We start from the raw sequence: 14,641 nt of genomic DNA, 5'->3' as shown, positions 1-14,641 counted from the left end.
AGAAACAGGATCAAAGATGAATGACGGCGAGGTCCAGCCGGCCGTAATCCCCCTCGCTGTGCTCGCTTCTGGGCGGCACATGGTGGACTTTCATGACCTGGTCGCCTTGCAGCGTTTCCAGATGAATGTCGAAGCCCCACAGCCGGTGCAGGTGCTTGAGCACTTCCTCGGTGGACTCGCCCAGCGGTTTGCGGTCGTGCTGCTGGTGACGCAAGGTCAGGGAGCGGTCGCCACGCCGGTCGATGCTGTAGATCTGAATATTGGGCTCTCGATTACCCAGGTTGTACTGCGCGGCCAGTGTTTCGCGAATGGTGCGGTAGCCACCTTCATCGTGAATGGCCGGGACCAGCAGGTCGTCCTTTTGGTCGTCATCGAGAATGCTGAACAACTTCAGGTCGCGGATCACCTGCGGTGACAGGTACTGCAGGATGAAGCTTTCGTCCTTGAAGCTGCTCATGGCGAACTTGATGCTCGACAGCCAGTCGGTACCGGCTATCTCAGGGAACCAGCGGTAATCCTCCTCGGTAGGGTGTTCACACATGCGGCGGATGTCACGGTACATGGCAAAACCCAAGGTGTAGGGGTTGATGCCGTTGTAGTAGGGGCTGTCGAAGCCGGGTTGGTAGACCACGCTGGTGTGGGACGTCAGAAACTCCATCATGAAGCCGTCGGTAACGAGGCCTTCGTCATACAGGTCGTTTATCAGCGTGTAGTGCCAGAACGTGGCCCAGCCTTCGTTCATGACCTGGGTCTGGCGTTGCGGGTAGAAATATTGGGCGATCTTGCGCACGATGCGCACGATTTCCCGCTGCCAGGGCTCCAGCAGCGGCGCGTGTTTTTCGATGAAGTACAGGATGTTTTCCTGAGGTTCGGCGGGGAAGCGCGCGTTGTCCTTGTCGCTGTACTTGTCGGCCCCTTTTGGAATGGTCCGCCACAAATCGTTGATCTGTTTCTGCAAGTGCTCTTCCCGATCCTTCTGCCGGCGGCGTTCTTCTTCAGCCGAGATCGGATACGGGCGTTTGTAGCGGTCGACCCCGTAGTTCATCAGCGCATGGCAGGAATCCAGCAGGTCCTCCACTGCATCGATGCCGTGGCGTTCTTCGCATTGCATGATGTACTGCTTGGCGAAAACCAGGTAATCGATGATCGAGCTGGCGTCGGTCCAAGTGCGGAACAGGTAATTGCCCTTGAAGAAGCTGTTGTGGCCATAGCAGGCATGAGCGACCACCAGGGCCTGCATACAGATGGTGTTTTCTTCCATCAGATAGGCGATGCATGGGTCTGAATTAATCACAATCTCGTAGGCCAGCCCCATCTGCCCACGGCTGTAGGACTTCTCGGTGCTGAGGAAGTGTTTGCCATAGGACCAATGGTGATAACCCAGTGGCATGCCGACGGAGGCGTAGGCGTCCATCATCTGCTCGGCGGTGATCACTTCGATCTGGTTAGGGTACGTATCCAGGGCATAACGAGCCGCCAGGCGACTGATTTCTTTGTCATAGGCCTGGATCAGCTCGAATGTCCATTCTGAGCCGGTGGAAATGGGTTGGCGCTTCTGCTCTTTGGCGGTCATGTCACTAACCTGCGCTGGAAGAGTTCACGGAAGACCGGGTAGATATCCCCGGCCGAGACCAGTTGCTGCTGGGCAAAAGTGTCAGAGAAAGCTTCAGCGATGCGTTCGTATTCGAACCACAAAGCCTGGTGTTCGCGCGGGGTAATCTCAACGTAAGTGTAGTACTGCACGAACGGCATGATCTGGTTGATCAGAATGTCGCGGCAGATCGGCGAATCATCGTTCCAGTTGTCACCGTCGGAGGCTTGGGCCGCGTAGATGTTCCACTCATTGCTCGGATAACGCTCGGCCATGATTTCCTGCATCAGTTTCAAGGCGCTGGAGACGATGGTGCCGCCGGTTTCCCGGGAGTAGAAGAACTCTTCCTCATCCACTTCGCGGGCGCTGGTGTGGTGGCGGATGAAAACGACGTCGATTTTGTCGTAGTTACGCTTGAGAAACAGGTACAGCAGGATGAAAAAGCGCTTGGCGATGTCTTTGGTCGCCTGGGTCATTGAGCCGGACACGTCCATCAGGCAGAACATCACCGCCTTGGAGCTGGGGTTCGGCTGCTTGATGAGCAAGTTGTACTTGAGGTCGAAGGTATCGAGAAAGGGAACGCGATGGATGCGCGCACTGAGTTTTTCGATTTCTGCTTCGATCTCCTGAATATCGCCGAAGTTATCCGGTTCATCCCGCTTGAGTCGCAGCAGTTCTTCTTTGGCTTCCCGTAACTTTGCCCGGCTGCTGCCAGACAGGGCGATTCGCCGGGCATGGGCTGAGCGCAGGGTACGGATGATGTTGATTCGCGACGGGTTACCTTCGTTGCTGATACCCGCGCGCACGGTCTTGAAGGTGTCGGTGCCGGTCAGGTTGCGCTTGACCAGGTTCGGCAGTTCGAGGTCCTCGAACATGAATTCGAGGAATTCCTCCTGGGTGATCTGGAAGACAAACTCGTCCATCCCTTCGCCCGAGTTGCCCGCCTTGCCTGGGCCTCTGCCGCCACCACCGCCTGGCGGACGGGCAATGTGTTCGCCGCTGGTGAATTCCTTGTTGCCGGGGTGCACGACGGTCTGCTTGCCACCACGTCCATGGTGAAGCACCGGCTCGTCGATGTCGCGGCCGGGGATACTGATCTGTTCGCCGTGTTCCATATCGGTAATGGAACGCCGACTGACCGCCTCTTCGACGGCCTTTTTGATGTGATCACGATAACGCCGCAGAAACCGCTGACGGTTCACCGTGCTCTTGTTCTTGCCATTGAGACGTCGGTCGATCACATAGCTCATAGGCCCCTCCGGGCGGCTTCAAGTTGTGAGCTACACGCTGCAAGTAGAAGCTGCCCGGATATCAGGGCTTACGCGCTTTTTCTTGCCGCTTGTAGCTTATGGCTTGCCGCTGCGTCATTGCGATTTCCGGACCCGCAGGTACCACTCGGACAGCAGTCGTACCTGTTTGTCGGTGTAGCCCCGCTCGACCATCCGTGTGACGAAGTCGTTGTGCTTCTGCTGGTCCTCTTTGCTGGCCTTGGCATTGAAGCTGATGACAGGCAGGAGGTCCTCGGTGTTGGAGAACATTTTCTTCTCGATGACCACCCGCAGTTTTTCGTAGCTGAGCCAGGTCGGGTTCTTGCCATTGTTGTTGGCCCGGGCGCGCAAGACGAAGTTGACGATTTCGTTGCGGAAATCCTTCGGATTGCTGATGCCGGCCGGTTTTTCTATTTTCTCAAGCTCTTCGTTCAGCGCGACGCGGTTGAGGATTTCGCCGGTTTCCGGATCTCGGTATTCCTGGTCCTGGATCCAGAAGTCTGCGTACAGCACGTAGCGATCGAAGATGTTCTGGCCATACTCGCTGTAAGACTCGAGATAGGCAGTCTGGATCTCCTTGCCGATGAATTCGATATAACGCGGTGCCAGGTACTCCTTGAGGAAGCGCAGATAGCGTTCACGGGTCTCGGCCTGGAATTGTTCCTGTTCGATCTGTTGTTCCAGCACATAGAGCAAATGCACCGGGTTGGCGGCGATTTCGTGCGGATCAAAGTTGAAGACCTTGGACAGGATCTTGAACGCAAACCGGGTCGACAGACCGTTCATGCCTTCGTCGACACCGGCGTTGTCGCGGTATTCCTGGATCGACTTGGCTTTCGGATCCGTGTCTTTGAGGTTCTCGCCGTCATACACGCGCATCTTGGAATAGATGTTGGAGTTTTCCGGCTCCTTGAGGCGTGAGAGCACGGTGAACTGGGCTAGCATTTTCAGGGTGTCGGGTGCGCAATGGGCCTTGGCCAGAGAGCTGTTGAACAGAAGCTTGTCGTAGATCTTCACCTCGTCGCTGACCCGCAGGCAGTACGGCACTTTGACGATATAGATCCGGTCGATGAAGGCTTCGTTGTTCTTGTTGTTGCGGAAGGTGTGCCATTCCGATTCGTTGGAGTGAGCCAGCAGGATCCCGGTAAACGGAATCGCCCCGAGGCCTTCGGTACTGTTGTAGTTGCCTTCCTGGGTGGCGGTCAGCAATGGGTGCAGCACCTTGATTGGCGCCTTGAACATTTCGACGAATTCCATCAGGCCCTGGTTGGCCCGGCACAGCGCGCCTGAATAGCTGTAGGCATCAGCGTCGTTCTGTGGGTATTCCTCCAGTTTGCGGATGTCGACCTTGCCCACCAGCGCCGAGATGTCCTGGTTGTTTTCATCGCCCGGTTCGGTTTTGGCCACCGCGATCTGGTTGAGGATCGACGGATAGAGTTTCACCACGCGGAACTGGCTGATGTCACCGCCGAATTCGGCCAGGCGCTTGGTGGCCCATGGAGACATGATGGTATTGAGGTAGCGCCGCGGAATGCCGAAGTCTTCTTCGAGGATCGCACCATCTTCAGTGGCGTTGAACAGACCCAGCGGCGACTCGAATACCGGCGAGCCCTTGATGGCGTAGAAGGGCACTTTCTCGATCAGTTGTTTGAGCTTCTCGGCCAGGGACGATTTACCGCCACCGACGGGGCCGAGCAGATAGAGGATTTGTTTCTTCTCTTCCAGGCCCTGAGCGGCATGGCGGAAATACGACACGATCTGGTCTATGCATTCTTCCATCCCGTGGAAGTCTTCAAAGGCCGGATAGCGGCGGATCACCTTGTTGGAAAAGATTCGCGACAGTCTCGAGTTGGTCGAGGTGTCGAGCAGCTCCGGTTCTCCGATGGCCAGCAATAGACGCTCGGCGGCGGAGGCGTAGGCGCTGCGGTCCTGTTTGCACAGCTCAAGATACTCTTGCAGCGAGAGTTCTTCCTGGCGTGTGGACTCGAAGCGTTGTTGGAAGTGGCTAAAGATACTCATGACGTCACCTCGCTCGATACGTGGAGCCGACGCCGGATCATTCAGTCGATGCTGGCAGCAACCGGATATGCAGTCGCTGTTTACCCCCCAGAACTCTTTCGAAGCTGACGACCTCGAAAGCTACTCCCGATGACCCGCGCGCCGGTGTACCGGCTCTCCCCTGTTTTGGATGGCCTGCGCTTAAGGATAGTTGCTTATTCAGGAGGTAAAGGCGAGATACGTAATTAGTTGTGGCAGACCGTTCGTCTGCCACCGCGCGAGCCCACAGGGGACGGGGCTTGCACGTTACAAAAAAATTATTCGGAAGTGCCTTGCGCCGTTTCCGCAGGATAAGTCGTACGCCACAGCTCAAAACCGCCATCCATGCTGTACACGTCGGAAAAGCCCTGGCTGATCAGGTATGCGGCGGCGCCCTGGCTGGAATTGCCGTGATAGCAGACCACCACGGTCGGTGCGTCCAGATCGGCCGCCTGAATGAAGGCATGCAGGGAATGATTGTCCAGATGCTTCGAGCCGCTGATGTGCAGGGCGGCATAGGTCGCGGGGTCACGGACATCGACCACCACGGCGCCTTGTGCGCGCAGGGCCTGTGCCTGTTCTGGGGGGATACGTTTGAATTCGCTCATGGCGGGCTCCTGTGGCTCGGCTGAAAGCGCAGTCTAGCGCTGGGCGCTGGCTGGCGTTTGTTCGCTAGTTCGTGGGGCGACTGGCGGCGCGGCGGCATGGCCATGCTCGTCGCATTTGCAGGACAGGCGTTCGCCGCTGTCGACGTTCATCATCGTCAGGGCACCGCCCCAGACGCAACCCGTGTCGAGCGCAGAGATGCCCGGTTCGTTGCACTGGCCTTCAAGCGCGGCCCAGTGCCCGAAAATGATTTTCACGCCTTTGGTCTTGCGTTCCTTGTGCTGGAACCAGGGTTTGTAGCCGGGTGGCGCAGTGCCCAGGCCTTCCTTGCTCTTGAGGTCCAGCTTGCCTTCGGCCGTGCAGAAACGCATGCGGGTGAAATAGTTGGTGATCACCCGAAGGCGCGTGACGCCTCTGAGGTCGCTGTCCCATTTCGCCGGATCGTTGCCGTACATGCCGTCGAGGTAGGGCGGCAGCAGATTGTCGTCGCGCAGCGCCGTCTCGACCTCGGCGGCGTACTTCAGTGCTTTGCGCAGCGACCATTGCGGGGGAATACCGGCATGCACCAGCGCAACGTTACGTTGTTCGTCGTAATGCATGAGTTTTTGCTGGCGTAGCCATTCCAGCAGCTCGGCGCAATCGGGGGCTTCGATAATTTCGCGTAGGGTATCGGTTTTCTTCAGGCGTTCTATGTTCTTACCGGCGGCCAGCAGGTGCAGGTCATGGTTGCCTAGCACGCACACCAGCGATTCGCGGATGCTGTAGAGAAAACGCAGGGTTTCCAGCGACTGCGGGCCACGGTTGACCAGATCGCCCACCAGCCACAGGCGATCCTTTGCAGGGTCGAAAGCGACTTTTTTGAGCAGGCATTGCAGGGCTTCAAGGCAGCCTTGAAGGTCTCCGACGGCATACGTCGCCATCAGTGCAGGGCTCCGGGCACCGCCAGGCGGAATGGCGCGATAACGGCGTCAAAGTGTTTGCCGTCGTCGGCGATCATTTCATAAGTACCCTGCATCGTACCGACCTTGGAGGTCATGACGGTGCCGCTGCTGTAGGTATGGCTCTTGCCTGGTTCGATCAACGGTTGTTGGCCGACAACGCCCGCACCGCGAACCTCTTCGACATGTCCGTCGCCATCGGTGATGACCCAGTGCCGAGACAGCAGTTTGGCCGGTAGCTCGCCATTGTTGTGCACGGTAATGGTGTAGGCAAAGGCGAAGCGGTTGTGCTCGGGTTGCGATTGTTCTGCCAGATAGCGGGTGACGACGCTGACGTCGACCTGATAACGAGGATCGGACATGCAAGAGGCCTTAAAAGCGAAGCGGGACGCGGGGCGTAGCTGATGGAGCTCAGTCTAGGCCAAGTATCGGGTAGTAAACCAGACATGGGCGCTGGTGTCCTACCCGATAACGCTCGTCGGCTGTCAGTCGACGGCGGGAGTAGCCAAGACTTGTTCGCTGAGCTTGTCGGCAAGGCGCACGAAGGCGGCAAGGTCGAGCTGCTCTGGACGAAGGCTGCCGTCGACACCGGCTGCCGTGATTTCGTCGTTGCTCAGCAGCAACTTGAGGGTATTGCGCAGGGTTTTGCGGCGCTGGTTGAAGGCTTCGCGCACAACACGCTCCAGCAGCTTGTGATCCTTGGCCGGGTGCGGCAGCACCGCATGAGGCACCAGACGCACGATGGCCGAATCGACTTTCGGTGGCGGATTGAACGCACCGGGGCCAACGTTGAACAGATGCTCAACCCGGCAGTGATACTGAACCATGATCGACAGACGGCCCCAGTCACCGCCACCAGGGCCCGCCGCCATACGCTGGACCACTTCCTTTTGCAGCATGAAGTGCATGTCGCGAATCAGGCTGGCGTTGTGCAGCAAGTGAAAAATCAGCGGCGTAGAGATGTTATATGGCAGGTTGCCGACGACCCGAAGGCTGCCCGGGGCTGCGTTCAGGCTGTTGAAATCGAACTTCAACGCGTCGCCCTGATGCAGGTTGAAGTTGCTCTTGCCGGCGAACTGCTGATTGAGGATCGGGATCAGGTCTTTGTCCAGCTCCACCACGTCCAGTTGCGCGCCGCTGCCCAGCAGCCCCTGGGTCAGTGCACCCTGGCCCGGGCCGATTTCCAGCAGGCGGTCCTCAGGCTTGGCGTGGATGGAGCGCAGGATGCGGTCGATAACGCCGGCATCGTGCAGGAAGTTCTGGCCAAAACGCTTGCGCGCCCGGTGTTGGTAATGCTCGGTCATATACGGGTCTCGGCCATCTGGTAGGCGGTTTCCAGGGCGACTTGCAGGCTGCCGGTGTCGATGTTGCCGCTGCCGGCCAGATCCAGGGCAGTGCCGTGGTCGACCGATGTGCGGATGATCGGCAAGCCCAGGGTCACGTTGACTGCCGCGCCGAAGCCTTTGTATTTCAGCACAGGCAGGCCCTGGTCGTGGTACATCGCCAGCACCGCGTCGCAGTGCTCCAGATATTTGGGGGTAAACAGAGTGTCGGCGGGCAGGGGGCCGCGAAGGTCCATGCCCTCGCCGCGCAGGCGCTCTAATGTAGGTTCGATAATGTCGATTTCTTCATGGCCCAGATGTCCGCCTTCACCGGCGTGCGGGTTTAGCCCGCAGACCAGGATGCGTGGCCGGGCGATGCCGAACTTTTGTTGCAGGTCGGAGTACAGAATGCGTGTGACCCGTTCCAGACGCTCCGGGGTGATTGCATCGGCAATCTCCCGAAGGGGCAGGTGAGTGGTGACCAGCGCCACGCGCAAGCCGCGGGTGGCAAGCATCATCACCACTTGTGCGGTATGGGTCAGGTCAGCGAGAAATTCGGTGTGCCCGGAGAAGGCAATGCCCGATTCATTGATCACGCCCTTGTGCACGGGGGCGGTGATCATGCCGGCGAAATGCCCGTCGAGGCAGCCTTGGCCCGCACGGGTCAGGGTTTCCAGAACGAAAGCCGCATTGGCCTTGTCCAGTTGCCCGGCGATGACCGGTGCATTGAGCGGGGTATCCCAGACATACAGGCTGTTGGCGGGTGCCGGGGCATCCGGCCAACTGTCCGGTGTTACCGGCAGCAAATCGACGACCACACCCAGCTGCGCGGCCCGCTCAAGGAGCAGGTCGCGGCTGGTTATGGCAATCAGGGGATGTGGCTGGGCTTGCGAGGCGAGCAGCAGGCACAGGTCAGGACCTATGCCGGCCGGTTCGCCGGGTGTCAGCGCGAAACGCTTGGGTTTCACTGCGCTGCCTGGTCTGCACCAGGGAGTTTGATCTCTACATACGCTTCGTCACGGATCTGACGCAGCCAGGTTTGCAGTTCTTCGTCGTATTTGCGGTTACGCAGTACGGTCATCGCCTGCTGCTCACGGGCCTGGGTCGTGCTGTCGGTGGCGCGGCGGCCAAGGACTTCCAGAACGTGCCAGCCATATTGAGTCTGGAACGGCTTGGACAGTTGACCTTGCGGGGTCTTGGCCATCACTTCGCGGAACTCGGGCACCAATGCGTTCGGGTCGATCCAGTTCAGGTCGCCACCGTTGAGGGCGGAACCCGGGTCTTCCGAGAAGCTTTTCGCCAGTTCGCCAAAATCTTCGCCCGCTTCGATTCGGGTATAGAGCGATTCAGCCAGAGCTTTGGTTTTTGCTTCGTCACGAATCGGGCTCGGTTTGACCAGGATGTGACGCACGTGCACTTCGTCACGGGTCTGGGTCTCACCGCCACGCTTGTCGAGGATCTTCAGGATGATGAAGCCCCCCGGCGTGCGCATTGGCTGGGTAATGTCGCCAACGGTCATGGTGCTCAGCATGCGATCGAACGGAGGTGGCAATTGAGCGGCTTTACGCCAGCCCATATCGCCGCCTTCCAGTGCGGTTTCGCTGGCGGATTTGGCGATTGCCAACTGACCGAAGTCAGCGCCTTGCTTGAGCTGCTGGTAAACCGCATCAGCCTGTTTCGCCGCATTCTGAATCGCTTCGGAATTGGCACTTTCCGGCGTAGGAATCAGGATGTTGGCCAGGCGGAATTCTTCGGACAGCTGCATTTTGCCGAGGTCGGAAGCGAGGAAGTTCTTCACTTCCTGTTCAGACACCTGAATGCGCTCGGCCACACGACGCTGGCGCACACGGCTGATGATCATTTCGCGACGAATCTGGTCCCGTGCGTCCTCATAAGAGAGGCCGTCGCGAGTCAGGGCCGCACGGAACTGATCAATCGACATGTTATTGCGCTGGGCAATGGTGCCGACAGCCTGGTTCAGTTCTTCATCGGTAATGCGGATGCCGGAACGCTCGCCGATCTGCAATTGCAGGTTTTCGACGATCAGACGCTCAAGCACCTGCTGATCCAGCACGCCGGCCGGCGGAACCGCAGAACCGCGTTTGGCGATGGTTTGCTGAACTTCATGAACACGCTGGTCCAGTTGGCTCTGCATGACCACGTCGTTGTCGACGATAGCCACCACTTTATCGATGGACTGTACCGCGGCGTTCGCCGCAGTACCCAGGAACAGCGCGCCCAGCACTAGCGGGCGCAGACAATCAGAAAGCTTGGTCTTCACGTTCACGATAACCTTGGATGCCTTTGTCGAGGAAGCTCTCTACTTTGGCGCCGGTGAGGCCGCCGAGACCTTTCAGAACGATTTGTAGGAATACGCCGTGGTCGCCTTTTTCGTTTTCCGGGGCGTTCTGACTGAATTCGTCATACGAAACCCAGTAACGATTGATCAGGCGCAGTTTCCAGCAGCAGTTGTCGTACTCGAAACCACCGAAGGCTTCCAGGGTACGGTTGCGGTTGTAGTCATACTGCCAGCGACTGATGACGTTCCATTGCGGCACGACCGGCCAGATCACCGAGAAGTCGTGCTGTTGGATTTTGTAGTAGTCCTTCACGTAGCCAGGTTGACCAGGGGTGCCGTAGTCACCACCGCCCACCGACCATTTACCGGTGTTCTGGTCGTAACGGACCTGGTCATTGCGATAGCGATAGCCGGCGTTGATGACCTTGTTCGGGTTGTCTTCAGGCTGGTAATGGAACATCGCGCTGCCCGAGCGAGGGCTGCGGCTGTCCGGGTCCCAGTTGTAGTCGGCCGTGGTGCGCCAATCGCGGTTCCAGCGGTATTCGTATTCCAGCGCATAAGGCGACACGTTGGAGTGCGCATCGTCGCGGGTCTTTGCATCGATACCCGGCAACTGAACTTCGCGGTCCTTGAAGTACAAGGCCTGGCCGACACTGATGCGTTGACGTTCGAAACCGTTGTCTTCGATCCAGCGGTTGGTTATACCCAGCGACAGCTTGTTTTCGTCGCCGACGCGGTCGGAACCCGAGAACCGGTTGTCACGGAACAGCGACGCGTAGTTGAAAGTGTATTCGCCGGTATCAAAGACAGGAATGTCTTCCTGATCCTTCTCCGGGACATAGAGGTAGTACAGGCGCGGCTCAAGTGTCTGGCGATAGTTTTTGCCGAACCATTGGGTGTTGCGATCGAAATACAGGCCGCTGTCGATGCTCGCGATCGGCACGCCACGGCTCTGGTTAGTGCCGAAGGTACCGTTGAGTTTGTCTTGTTCCGCATTCTGCGCCGCAATGTCGGCTTTACCCTTGTTGTCCAGATCCAGTTGGTACTGTGTGTACTGGTACTTCAAGGATGGCTTCAGGAAACCATAGCTGGCATTCATCGGATAGCTGACAACCGGGGCGACATTCAGGCGATCACCGTTTGCGCGAGCCAGCCCGAAAACGTTTGTGTCCAGGCGTGGGGACACGTTGCCGTCTTCATCAGTGAAGGAGCCGTTTTCCAAGTCACGATCAAACCGCACGATTTCAGTGTTGTAATTGAAATCCAGTCCGCCCGGATGATACGGCAGTGCACCATCAAAGGTGATCTGCGGCAAACGGTCATACGGCGTGATGTTTGAAACGGTCGCCAGCTGAAAAGCCTGAGCGTTCACGCGAGCGGTATAGCTGTCGCCACGGTAAGTGACGGAACCCTGCTGGTTCACGTAATCGGCGCTCTTCACACCAATTTGATCAGTCTGCAGATCCTGGAAGTAATACGGATCGCTGATCTTGGTGTAATCAACCTGCGTGAAGACCCGCGAATCCAGACCACCCTTGTGCTGCCAGTTATACATGTAGCGATTTTTCTGGTAGTCGGTCTGCTTGCTGCGATCGGTGTCTTCGTCGTTGAGGTACGCGGCGCCAAACTGACCTTCGCTGGACGGGGTCAGGTAACGGAACTCGCCTTCCATCAACAGGCCGTGCTTGCTCATGTAACGCGGATACAACGTGGCGTCGTAGTTCGGTGCCAGGTTGAAGTAATACGGTGTGACCAGCATGAAGCCAGTATCGCTGCCCGTGCCGATAGTCGGCGGCAGGAAGCCGGACTGACGACGGTCATCAATCGGGAAATAGATGTACGGCGTGTACAGGACAGGAATGTCCTTGACCCGCAGTGTCACGTTGGTTGCGGTACCGAAGCCGGTCGCCGGGTTCAAGGTGATGTTGTTGCCCTTGAGCTGCCAGGCGTTGCTGTTCGGTTCGCACGTGGTGTACGTGCCATCCTTGAGGCGGATGATCGCGTTTTCGGCACGTTTGGCGTACAGCGCGTTACCGCGGATACGGGATTTGTGCATCACGTATTCGGCGTTATCGACCTTGGCTTCACCGGTATCGAGCTGCACGTCGGCGTGGTCGCCCACGATCAGTGCGCCGTTGTCGCGAATGCGCACGTTGCCGCTCAGTTCGCCACGGCTCTCGGCCTGGTAAAGATTCGCTTCGTCGGCTTCAACCTGCATGCTGCCCTGGCGCATGACGACGTCACCGGCCAGGGTCGCGACTTGCTCTTCCTGCTTATAGCGGGAGGCTTTCGCGCCGATAAAGGTTGGAGCGTCACTTTTATTCGTCTTGTCATTCATGCCAGGACGAATCGGTTCGATATAGGAACCAGAGCAGTAAGGACCGGTCTCGGCCAGTTGCGCTGCCGTGAGGTTCTCGCGCGGAACCCAGTCGAGGTGACTGTAGTCTGCACTACGCGACTTCAGGCCGCGTCCTTTGGACTCGGTAACCAGCACAGGCTTGGCGCCAGTGTCTTCACTGGTGCCACTTTCGGACGCAGGTTCGCCGGTGGCGGAAACTGCGCTGCCGTCATGGACGGGACGCGGAGGCAATGCCGCCGCTGGCGCTTTTGGCGCACAGTCCCAGGCACCCGAAGCAGAGACTGAGCAGTCATACTGTTCCGCGGCGACCACGAAAGAAGTGGCTAGGGGTTGCAGGGCCAGCAGACTGCCGGTAACCAACAACGGAAATTTTTTACGAAACGCGGGGGATTTCAATGCCATCTTATTAGTCCGGGCTTCCTGCGTGCCATCTGCCCGCGGTGTGGGCCGCACGCCTCTCGATGGTCTGAAAAAGATGCTGGATAATAAAGCATGACCCGCTTGACGGCTAGCGCCGTCGGAGACCCTTGCAATGCCTGACCAAGATGTACGTTTGCAACACCTGAAAGTTTGGCTCGATGAGCAGTTGGCTATCCTCTTTGCAGAACAGGGCTGGGGCGTCGTACCCCCGGCCACATTGACCGCGGCCAGTAGTGATGCGAGTTTTCGGCGCTATTTCCGCTGGGAAGGCGAAGGCAGAAGTTTCGTCGTGATGGACGCGCCACCGCCCCAGGAAAACTGCAAACCCTTCGTGGATATCGCTTTTTTGTTGGCGAAGTCCGGAATAAATGTGCCGAAAATTTATGCCGAAGACCTCGAGCGCGGATTTCTTTTGCTCAATGACCTGGGCAACAAGACTTATCTGGACGTGATTGATAGCGAAAACGCCGACGATTTGTTCAAGGATGCCCTGCAAGCATTGCTGGCTTTCCAGCAATTGCCGATGGTCGCGCCGTTGCCGAGTTACGACGTGGCTTTGCTGCGTCGTGAGCTGGAGCTGTTCCCCGAGTGGTACGTGAAGCGCGAGTTGGGCATCGAATTCGACTCGGCGCAGCAAATGCTCTGGCAGCACGTGACTGAGCTGCTGATCGACAGCGCCCTGGCCCAGCCTAAAGTGCTGGTGCATCGCGACTATATGCCTCGCAACCTGATGCTCAGCGAGCCGAACCCCGGCGTGCTGGATTTCCAGGACGCGGTCTACGGCCCGGTGACCTATGACGTGACTTGTCTGTTCAAGGACGCCTTCCTCAGTTGGCCCGAGGAGCGTGTGCACGCCTGGCTGGAAAATTATTGGCAGCAAGCCAGAGATCTCGGCATTCCCGTGCAGCCTGATTTCGAAGACTTCCTGCGCGCCAGCGACCTGATGGGCGTGCAGCGTCACCTGAAAGTGATCGGCATTTTCGCCCGCATCTGTCATCGCGACGGCAAGCCGCGCTACCTGGCCGATGTGCCGCGCTTCTTTGCTTATATAGATGCAGTGATCGCCCGCCGTCCTGAGCTGGCCGAGCTGGATGTGTTGCTGCTGAGCCTGCGCGCTGGAGCCCCTGCATGAAGGCGATGATTCTGGCGGCCGGCAAAGGCGAGCGCATGCGCCCGCTGACCCTGACCACGCCCAAACCGCTGGTTCGTGCCGGCGGCGTGCCTCTGATCGAGTACCACTTGAAAGCCCTGGCAAACGCCGGGTTTACCGAGATTGTGATCAACCACGCCTGGCTCGGTCAGCAGATCGAAAGCTACTTGGGTGACGGCTCGCAATACGGCCTGCGTATTCAGTACTCACCGGAAGGGGAACCACTGGAAACCGGCGGCGGTATCTTCCGCGCATTGCCTCTGCTGGGCGATGAAGCATTCCTGGTGGTCAATGGTGACATCTGGACTGACTACGACTTCAGCGTGCTGCATCAACCCATCGCCGGGTTGGCGCACCTGGTGCTGGCGGACAATCCGGCCCATCACCCGACCGGCGATTTCACGCTGGTCGACGGGCAAGTGCGCGACGGTCAGCCCGACGCCGACACCCTGACCTACAGCGGCATTGCCGTGCTGCATCCGCAACTGTTCGACGGTTGCTCGGCCGGCGCCTTCAAACTGGCGCCGTTGCTGCGCAAAGCGATGGCGGATGGACAGGTTACCGGCGAACGCCTGAGCGGACACTGGGTGGATGTCGGCACGCACGAACGCCTGGCTGAAGTTGAAACCCTGATAGAAGCGAGACGCTGAG

12 protein-coding genes are annotated in these 14,641 nt (G+C 58.3%); 2 read left to right on the top strand and 10 right to left on the bottom strand.

The window, feature by feature from the left end; translation table 11 throughout:
• Nucleotides 1-10 precede the first annotated feature (10 nt).
• From RHP74_RS28340 to RHP74_RS28295, 10 genes are all read right to left on the bottom strand, one after another.
• Nucleotides 11-1,573: a SpoVR family protein gene (locus RHP74_RS28340; RefSeq protein ID WP_010467158.1), complete on the bottom strand. Its 1,563-nt coding sequence runs from the start codon at nucleotides 1,571-1,573 to the stop codon at nucleotides 11-13.
• Nucleotides 1,570-2,841: a YeaH/YhbH family protein gene (locus tag RHP74_RS28335; RefSeq protein ID WP_010467159.1), complete on the bottom strand. Its 1,272-nt coding sequence runs from the start codon at nucleotides 2,839-2,841 to the stop codon at nucleotides 1,570-1,572. Before RHP74_RS28335 ends, RHP74_RS28340 begins: the two co-directional genes overlap by 4 nt.
• A gap of 114 nt (nucleotides 2,842-2,955) precedes the next feature.
• Nucleotides 2,956-4,878 (bottom strand): PrkA family serine protein kinase, encoded by a 1,923-nt coding sequence (locus RHP74_RS28330; RefSeq protein WP_010467160.1) that lies wholly within the window; start codon nucleotides 4,876-4,878, stop codon nucleotides 2,956-2,958.
• Between the two features lie 296 nt (nucleotides 4,879-5,174).
• Entirely contained in the window at nucleotides 5,175-5,504 is a 330-nt protein-coding gene (gene glpE, locus RHP74_RS28325) for a thiosulfate sulfurtransferase GlpE (protein WP_077747310.1), read from the bottom strand.
• A 33-nt stretch (nucleotides 5,505-5,537) separates the two neighbouring features.
• The gene (locus RHP74_RS28320; RefSeq protein ID WP_010467162.1) at nucleotides 5,538-6,422 is read right to left on the bottom strand and encodes a symmetrical bis(5'-nucleosyl)-tetraphosphatase; all 885 of its coding nucleotides are present in this window, start codon (nucleotides 6,420-6,422) and stop codon (nucleotides 5,538-5,540) included.
• Entirely contained in the window at nucleotides 6,422-6,802 is a 381-nt protein-coding gene (gene apaG / locus RHP74_RS28315; protein WP_010467163.1) for a Co2+/Mg2+ efflux protein ApaG, read from the bottom strand. The genes RHP74_RS28320 and apaG overlap by 1 nt, the downstream gene beginning before the upstream one ends.
• 123 nt (nucleotides 6,803-6,925) lie before the next feature.
• On the bottom strand, nucleotides 6,926-7,744 hold the full coding sequence (rsmA, locus tag RHP74_RS28310; RefSeq protein WP_010467164.1) for a 16S rRNA (adenine(1518)-N(6)/adenine(1519)-N(6))-dimethyltransferase RsmA: 819 nt from the start codon (nucleotides 7,742-7,744) through the stop codon (nucleotides 6,926-6,928).
• The gene (gene pdxA, locus RHP74_RS28305) at nucleotides 7,741-8,730 is read right to left on the bottom strand and encodes a 4-hydroxythreonine-4-phosphate dehydrogenase PdxA (RefSeq protein WP_172791806.1); all 990 of its coding nucleotides are present in this window, start codon (nucleotides 8,728-8,730) and stop codon (nucleotides 7,741-7,743) included. Before pdxA ends, rsmA begins: the two co-directional genes overlap by 4 nt.
• Nucleotides 8,727-10,049, bottom strand: a complete 1,323-nt coding sequence (gene surA, locus RHP74_RS28300) for a peptidylprolyl isomerase SurA (protein ID WP_221107527.1) — start codon at nucleotides 10,047-10,049, stop codon at nucleotides 8,727-8,729. Before surA ends, pdxA begins: the two co-directional genes overlap by 4 nt.
• Nucleotides 10,024-12,822, bottom strand: a complete 2,799-nt coding sequence (locus RHP74_RS28295) for an LPS-assembly protein LptD (RefSeq protein WP_311096766.1) — start codon at nucleotides 12,820-12,822, stop codon at nucleotides 10,024-10,026. Before RHP74_RS28295 ends, surA begins: the two co-directional genes overlap by 26 nt.
• Nucleotides 12,823-12,952: 130 nt before the next feature.
• Here RHP74_RS28295 and RHP74_RS28290 point away from each other — a divergent pair, with 130 nt between their 5' ends.
• Both RHP74_RS28290 and murU read left to right on the top strand, forming a co-directional pair.
• Nucleotides 12,953-13,972, top strand: a complete 1,020-nt coding sequence (locus RHP74_RS28290) for a phosphotransferase (protein ID WP_311096765.1) — start codon at nucleotides 12,953-12,955, stop codon at nucleotides 13,970-13,972.
• Nucleotides 13,969-14,640: an N-acetylmuramate alpha-1-phosphate uridylyltransferase MurU gene (gene murU / locus RHP74_RS28285; protein WP_154501910.1), complete on the top strand. Its 672-nt coding sequence runs from the start codon at nucleotides 13,969-13,971 to the stop codon at nucleotides 14,638-14,640. The genes RHP74_RS28290 and murU overlap by 4 nt, the downstream gene beginning before the upstream one ends.
• Nucleotide 14,641 lies beyond the last annotated feature (1 nt).

The sequence above is a fragment of the Pseudomonas sp. SG20052 genome (assembly GCF_031766055.1).
Lineage (GTDB): Bacteria > Pseudomonadota > Gammaproteobacteria > Pseudomonadales > Pseudomonadaceae > Aquipseudomonas > Aquipseudomonas mandelii.
Note: the sequence above shows the minus strand (reverse complement) of the source record. Positions and strands in the feature narration are given on the sequence as shown.

What these genes read in the sequence shown, in the direction of transcription:
- RHP74_RS28340 (WP_010467158.1), bottom strand. Translation starts at nt 1,573, where the DNA reads ATGACCGCCAAAGAGCAGAAGCGCCAACCCATTTCCACCGGCTCAGAA.
- RHP74_RS28335 (WP_010467159.1), bottom strand. Translation starts at nt 2,841, where the DNA reads ATGAGCTATGTGATCGACCGACGTCTCAATGGCAAGAACAAGAGCACG.
- RHP74_RS28330 (WP_010467160.1), bottom strand. Translation starts at nt 4,878, where the DNA reads ATGAGTATCTTTAGCCACTTCCAACAACGCTTCGAGTCCACACGCCAG.
- glpE (WP_077747310.1), bottom strand. Translation starts at nt 5,504, where the DNA reads ATGAGCGAATTCAAACGTATCCCCCCAGAACAGGCACAGGCCCTGCGC.
- RHP74_RS28320 (WP_010467162.1), bottom strand. Translation starts at nt 6,422, where the DNA reads ATGGCGACGTATGCCGTCGGAGACCTTCAAGGCTGCCTTGAAGCCCTG.
- apaG (WP_010467163.1), bottom strand. Translation starts at nt 6,802, where the DNA reads ATGTCCGATCCTCGTTATCAGGTCGACGTCAGCGTCGTCACCCGCTAT.
- rsmA (WP_010467164.1), bottom strand. Translation starts at nt 7,744, where the DNA reads ATGACCGAGCATTACCAACACCGGGCGCGCAAGCGTTTTGGCCAGAAC.
- RHP74_RS28295 (WP_311096766.1), bottom strand. Translation starts at nt 12,822, where the DNA reads ATGGCATTGAAATCCCCCGCGTTTCGTAAAAAATTTCCGTTGTTGGTT.
- RHP74_RS28290 (WP_311096765.1), top strand. Translation starts at nt 12,953, where the DNA reads ATGCCTGACCAAGATGTACGTTTGCAACACCTGAAAGTTTGGCTCGAT.
- murU (WP_154501910.1), top strand. Translation starts at nt 13,969, where the DNA reads ATGAAGGCGATGATTCTGGCGGCCGGCAAAGGCGAGCGCATGCGCCCG.